Raw genomic sequence first — 6,159 nt, 5'->3', positions numbered from 1 at the left:
GCTACAATCACCACAGACCCCATACCGGCATCGGCGGCAAATCACCCATCAACCGTGCTCACAACGTCAGTGGGAACAACATCTAGAGCAAAATCTCCGTCGAATTCGTTCGGGGTTCGACACGGATCCTCGCCCGCGGTGCGCTAGACCAGCGGGGCCTTTGCGGCCGGACGGGAGGGCCACCAGAACCTGTCGCCGGTGAGGAACACCAGCGCCGGCACCACGAGGGTGCGCACCACGAGCGTGTCGAGCAGCACGCCGATGCAGACGATGACGCCGATCTGGGTGAGAGCCACGACTGGCAGCACGCCCAGCACGGCGAAGACCGCCGCGATCAGGATGCCGGCGCTCGTGATGACCGCGCCCGTCGACGACAGGGCGCGCACCATGCCCTCCTTCGTGCCGAACCGGATGCTCTCTTCCCGGGCTCGGGTGGTGAGGAAGATGTTGTAGTCCACCCCGAGGGCCACCAGGAAGAGGAACGCGAACAGCACCACGTTGGTGTTGAAGGCGGGGAAGCCCATCAGGTTCTGGAAGATCCAGTTGGAGGCACCGAGGCTGGCGAAGTACGTCGCCAGCACGCTGAGGATCAGCAGAACGGGTGCCACCAGGGAGCGCAGGAGCAGGGCGAGGATGGAGAACACGATCGCCAGGATCATCGGGATGATCAGGGCCTGGTCGGCCTGGGCGCTCGTCTTGTTGTCGAACGCCGTGGCGTCGCTGCCGCCGACCAGCGCCTCGGACACGTCGCCCGAGGTGTCGGCATAGGTGCCGCGCAGTGTGTCGATGACGGAGAAGGTTTCGTCGCTGCCCGGCTCGCTGGACAGGGAGAGGTTCAGCCGGGTCAGGCCGTTCGCGCTCTCGCCGGGCAGCACGGACTCGACGCCGGGCGTGTCGGTGGCAAGCGTCGTGGCCTCGGCGGCCGCGGCATCCGGTACCAGCACGATGGTCTGGCTGGTCAAGCCGGCCGAGAAGGATTCCTTCACGATGGCCTGCGCCTGCACCGATTCGGGCTTGCCGAGGAGTTGGTCGGCCTGCGACAGCCCCACGGAGGCGCCGATCAGGCCCAGGCTGAGGGCGCCGATCGCGGCGACGGATGCCGCGGTGACCACGATCGGACGGCGCTGCACGCCCCGACCGAGGCGGGTCCAGAAGCCGGGACGCAGCTCGGCACCGGCGCCCGGCACGAAGAGGGGGATGAACGGCCAGAACAGGCCGCGGCCGCAGACCACAAGGGCAGCCGGCAGCACGACCAGCGCGAAGATGATGGCGATGACGACACCGATAGCGCAGGCGAAACCGAGCGCGCGGTTGCCGGACAACTCGGCGAACAGCAGGGTGAGCAGGCTGAGCGCGACCGTGCCGCCACTGGCGGCGATGGCCGGGCCGGCACCGCGCACCGCGGCCAGCATGGCGTCGTTGCGGTTCTCGGTGCGGAGTAACTCCTCGCGATAGCGGGCCACGAGCAGCAGGGCGTAATTGGTGCCAGCGCCGAAGACCAGCACGGACTGGATGCCGGCGACGGAGGGGTCGAGGGTGATGCCGAACGGCTCGGCCAGGGCGACGACGACGACCCCGGACAGGCCGTCCGCGATGCCGACGACGATGAGCGGAACGATCCAGAGCACGGGACTGCGGTAGGTGACGATCAGAAGCACGGCGACGACGATCACGGTGACGAGCAGCAGCCGGAAGTCGGCACCGGCGAAGGCGTTGGTGATGTCGGACTGAAAGCCGACGGCGCCGGTGACAAAGGCGTTCAGACCGCTCGGCAGTGCGTCGGACGCGGCGTCACGGATGCCGGTGGCCGCCCCGCCGATGTCGGCGTTGGCCTCGTCCGCGTCCAGCGGAACGATGCTGATCGCGGCCTGCCCGTCATCGCTGAACCGCGGCATGGTCGCCTGCGGCACGATCGACTGCTCGGCGAGGGCGGTGCCGCGTTCGGCGATGGCTGCGATGTCGGCCCGGGTCAGGTCGGCACCCTCCCGGGTCCAGACCACGATCGCGGAGGTCTGCTCGGCGGAGGGGAACTCGGCGAGGAGAGCGTCGACCTGTGCGGCCTGGCTGGATGTGGGCAGCCCGGAGGTGGGGAACTCCTCGGAATCGTCGGAGGGGAGGAGGGAGAAGAGCAGACCGACGGCGACAATCGCCGCGATCAGTACGATCCAGGCCGTGCGTCGACCGGTGATGATCCGCTGAATCGCGAGCAAAATTCCTCCAAGAAGCCTGATTGCTAGGCGTCCTAGCAATCTTCGTAATAGTATGGCTCCTATGGAAGAGCGCCGCAAGTTCGCTCCCGGCTCCGCGGCCGGGGTAGTCGGCGCGCCGGGGGGCGGCGAAAGTCGGGATCCCAGTCTTCCGGTTTCGGACCGGATCGGCTTCCAGCTGCACGACATCGTGCACCTGTCCCGCGCCTTCGAGCGCCAGGTCGGGCAGGCGCTCGAGGTGAACGCCACCGACCTGTCCGCGATGGAGCACCTGATCCGGGAGGGGTCGCTGACCCCGGGCGAGCTGTCCCGCTGCCTGGACATCTCCACGGCGGCAACCACTCTCGTGGTCGACCGGCTCGTGGCCCTCGGTCACGCCCAGCGCCATCCGCACTCGTCGGATCGGCGCAAGGTGGTCGTGGTGCCGGCTCAGGAGTCGGTTTCGCGGGCGTTCCAGCAACTGCTTCCGGTGATCGGGGGAGTGGCGGCGCTCACCCAGGATCTCTCTGATGAGGAACGAGAGGTCATCGAGGCCTTCCTGGCCCGGGTCGTCGACGTTTACCAATCGGCACTCGGCTCGCCGTCCTGAGCCGGTGATCCGCGCCCAGCAGCCCGCGTGCGCCACGCCCGGTGGTCGCCAATTGTTTTGAGTAATTCAAAACAACTGTTAGCGTGGGGCGCATGACGGAAACAGGGCGGGTGCGGGCGGTTGAGGCGTCCGGCTTGCTCGCCGACAGCATCCGTGCGTCTGGGCTTAAGGTCACTGGGCCCCGCTTGGCGGTGCTGCGTGTTCTCGACCAGGCCCCGCACTCGACCGCGGAGCGGCTCTACGCCACGGTTCGAGCCGAGCTGCCGGGCACCTCACTGCAGGCGGTATATGGTGTGCTCGCGGCCTTCACCGGCGCGGGGATCGCCCGCAAGATCGAGCCGGCCGGCTCCCCGGCTCTCTTCGAACGCCGGGTCGGCGACAACCACCACCACATCGTCTGCACCCGGTGCAGCGCGGTGCACGACGTCGACTGCGCCGTGGGTGAGTCCCCCTGCCTAACGCCCTCGAACACCTCCGGATTTACCGTGCAAACCGCCGAGGTCACCTATTGGGGCCTCTGCCCCGATTGCCAGACCTCCACACTCACCGCACTTTCCACACCTGCACCGCTGTCGAACGAAGGAGCACAATGACAATCAAGTCCACCACCACGCAGACGGGAACGCCCGTCGCCAGCGACGAGCACTCCCTGACCGTTGGAACCGAGGGAGCCACTGCCCTGCACGACGTCTACCTGGTCGAGAAGCTCGCCCAGTTCAACCGCGAGCGCATCCCGGAGCGCATCGTGCACGCCAAGGGCGGCGGAGCGCACGGCGTCTTCGAGGTGACCGGAGACGTCTCCGCGTACACCCGCGCCGCCGTCTTCGCGCCCGGAACGACCACCGAGACGCTGCAGCGCTTCTCCAGCGTTGCCGGTGAGCAGGGCAGCCCCGACACCTGGCGCGACGTGCGCGGCTTCTCGGTGAAGTTCTACACCTCCGAGGGCAACTACGACATCGTCGGCAACAACACACCGGTGTTCTTCATCCGCGACGGCATCAAGTTCCCCGACTTCATCCACTCGCAGAAGCGCCTGCCGGGCTCCGGCCTGCGCGACGCGACCATGCAGTGGGACTTCTGGACCCTCTCCCCGGAGTCCGCGCACCAGGTGACCTACCTGATGGGCGACCGCGGCCTGCCGCGCTCCTGGCGCGAGATGCCCGGCTTCGGCTCGCACACCTACCAGTGGATCAACGCCGCCGGTGAGCGCTTCTGGGTCAAGTACCACTTCACCTCCAACCAGGGCAACATCGAGATGGAGGGCTCGGAGGCTGAGCTCATCGCGGGGGCCGACGCCGACTACTACCGTCGCGACCTCTTCGACGCCATCGATGCCGGAAACTTCCCGTCTTGGGACGTCTCGGTGCAGATCATGCCGTACGACGACGCCAAGGCCTACCGGTTCAACCCGTTCGACATCACCAAGGTGTGGCCGCACGCAGACTACCCGCTGGTCAAGGTCGGCACGCACACCCTGAACCGCAACCCGGAGAACTTCTTCGCTGAGATCGAGCAGGCCGCGTTCTCCCCGGCGAACTTCGTGCCCGGCATCGCGGCGAGTCCTGACAAGATGCTGATGGCGCGCATCTTCTCCTACCCGGACGCCCAGCGATACCGTGTCGGCACGAACTTCAACCAGCTGCCGGTGAACGCCGCGAAGGCTCCCGTGAACAACTACTCGCAGGATGGCGCCGCTCGCTATCACTTCAACGCGACGGATGTCCCGAACTACGCTCCGAACTCGCTGGGCGGCCCGGTGGCCGACCCGCAGGCGGCAACCGACGGAAGCTGGGAGAACGACGGCGAACTCGTGCGCGCCGCCGCGCAGCTGCGCAGCGAGGACAGCGACTTCGGCCAGGCCGGGACGCTGTACCGCGAGGTCTACGACGATGACGCCAAGGCGCGCTTCCTCGACACCATCACCGGTGCCATCAGCGGGGTGGAACGTCCCGAAGTGACCGAGCGAGCTATCGCGTACTGGACCAGCGTCGACGCCGACCTCGGCGTGAAGCTGCGCGCGAACCTCGCGACCTGGGCCGAGGCCGACCTGCTGGCCGAGGCCGCAGCCGGGTACGCCGCCCCGTAGCAGCAGCGCTGCACCCGCAGAATCCGTTCACGACAACGCCCGGCCTTTTCGAGGTCGGGCGTTGTCGTGTCGATGCGCTCGCGAGCTGAGTCAGCGGCAAGCGGAGCGCGGAGCGCGGCGCCCGGTGGACCTGCGCATCCAGCGCTGCGCGTTGGCTACTGCGTTGCGCCGGCGAGCACGGCCGCGAGGGCTGCGCGCAGCCGGGCATCCGCTTCGATGGAGACCTGCTCGATCTCCGGTTTCGTGCTGAGCTGCGCCATGATGGCCGGGTCGAGGGCTTCCACGGTGGTTTCACCGGCCCCCGCGTGGCGGCGCACGACCACGTTGCAGGGGAGCAGGGCGCCGATGCCCGGGTCGGCGGTTACGGCCCGCTGGGCCAGGGCGGGATTGCAGGCACCGAGAATCAGGTAGTCGCCGACGGCGTCGGCGGCCTCCTGGCCGAGCTTGGCGGCGAAGGTGGACTGTATGTCGATTTCGGTCAGTATGCCGAATCCCTGGTCGGCCAGTGCTTCCCGGGCCATCCGGACCGCTTCGTCGAACGAGACATTGACCGTGACGGTGTGTGCGTAGCTCATGCTGTTCCTCCACTTGGGTGACATTCACTCGGTTCATTCACTCGGTGACATTCACTGGGGACCGCGACGCCCCCAGACCATCATGCGCGCCACCGGCCCGATCTGCCACCGTGAACGGGTGGATTCTCGTTAGGTCAGGCATTTCATACGTGGGACATGCTCACCTCGACGGATGCGCCCGGCGCCAGCCGCCCCCGCGCGAGCTGCCGGCCATTCGCGGTCAAGGTTGCGCACGTGCTCCGGCTGTCGTCCCCATTCACCCGGTCCACTTTCACCGGCCCCGAGCTGCACCGGTTCGGCCATAAGGGAGCTCAGGGTGGGCGCCCGAATCTACAGGTGCCGCGGCACGTCCGGCTCGTCGTGTGGCCAACTCAGGAGATCCGTCCGGGCCCTCCGGACATCCGTGCTGATCCTGCACTGCTTCGCACCGGTTGGTAACTGAGGGTGACGGATGTCCTGAGTTGGCCACACGCGCGCGCTGGGCCGCCCTGACCCGCGGAGGCAGGACGCAGGGCGGCAAGGCCCATCGACCGGAGCCGTGGCGAGCTCGGTGCGGAGCCGGAGTTTCTCCCGTTTGGAGTTCCGCACCGCGACCCGAACCCCGAACGAATTCGACGGAGAATTTTGGCTCCCCTGCTGTATCCGTGGGTGTTTCGGAGCGCCTTAACGGCCGCACGCCGCTTCCTGTCTAGGTTTCTGACT

At 67.5% G+C, this 6,159-nt stretch carries 5 protein-coding genes; 3 read left to right on the top strand and 2 right to left on the bottom strand.

Going from position 1 to position 6,159, the window contains the following annotated elements; genetic code table 11:
* Positions 1–143: 143 nt before the first annotated feature.
* Positions 144–2,210 (bottom strand): MMPL family transporter, encoded by a 2,067-nt coding sequence (locus CXY79_RS00165; RefSeq protein ID WP_104099153.1) that lies wholly within the window; start codon positions 2,208–2,210, stop codon positions 144–146.
* 61 nt (positions 2,211–2,271) lie between these two features.
* Here CXY79_RS00165 and CXY79_RS00160 point away from each other — a divergent pair, with 61 nt between their 5' ends.
* The 3 genes from CXY79_RS00160 (at position 2,272) to CXY79_RS00150 (ending at position 4,882) form a co-directional block, all read left to right on the top strand.
* Positions 2,272–2,796 carry a MarR family winged helix-turn-helix transcriptional regulator gene (locus tag CXY79_RS00160; protein WP_233191082.1) on the top strand — a complete coding sequence of 175 codons (525 nt, stop codon included), beginning with the start codon at positions 2,272–2,274 and terminating at the stop codon, positions 2,794–2,796.
* Between the two features lie 92 nt (positions 2,797–2,888).
* Positions 2,889–3,389 carry a Fur family transcriptional regulator gene (locus CXY79_RS00155; protein ID WP_104099152.1) on the top strand — a complete coding sequence of 167 codons (501 nt, stop codon included), beginning with the start codon at positions 2,889–2,891 and terminating at the stop codon, positions 3,387–3,389.
* Positions 3,386–4,882: a catalase gene (locus CXY79_RS00150; RefSeq protein ID WP_104099151.1), complete on the top strand. Its 1,497-nt coding sequence runs from the start codon at positions 3,386–3,388 to the stop codon at positions 4,880–4,882. Before CXY79_RS00155 ends, CXY79_RS00150 begins: the two co-directional genes overlap by 4 nt.
* Before the next feature lie 155 nt (positions 4,883–5,037).
* Here CXY79_RS00150 and CXY79_RS00145 read toward each other — a convergent pair whose 3' ends face one another.
* Positions 5,038–5,457, bottom strand: a complete 420-nt coding sequence (locus tag CXY79_RS00145; RefSeq protein WP_104099150.1) for a DUF302 domain-containing protein — start codon at positions 5,455–5,457, stop codon at positions 5,038–5,040.
* Positions 5,458–6,159: the final 702 nt, after the last annotated feature.

The sequence above is a fragment of the Cryobacterium sp. M96 genome (assembly GCF_002929845.1).
GTDB classification, from domain to species: domain Bacteria; phylum Actinomycetota; class Actinomycetes; order Actinomycetales; family Microbacteriaceae; genus Cryobacterium; species Cryobacterium sandaracinum.
This window is presented reverse-complemented; position numbering and strand designations above follow the sequence as displayed.

Coding starts and splice junctions, on each gene's coding strand:
- CXY79_RS00160 (WP_233191082.1), top strand. CDS start 2,272: ATGGAAGAGCGCCGCAAGTTCGCTCCCGGCTCCGCGGCCGGGGTAGTC.
- CXY79_RS00155 (WP_104099152.1), top strand. CDS start 2,889: ATGACGGAAACAGGGCGGGTGCGGGCGGTTGAGGCGTCCGGCTTGCTC.
- CXY79_RS00150 (WP_104099151.1), top strand. CDS start 3,386: ATGACAATCAAGTCCACCACCACGCAGACGGGAACGCCCGTCGCCAGC.
- CXY79_RS00145 (WP_104099150.1), bottom strand. CDS start 5,457: ATGAGCTACGCACACACCGTCACGGTCAATGTCTCGTTCGACGAAGCG.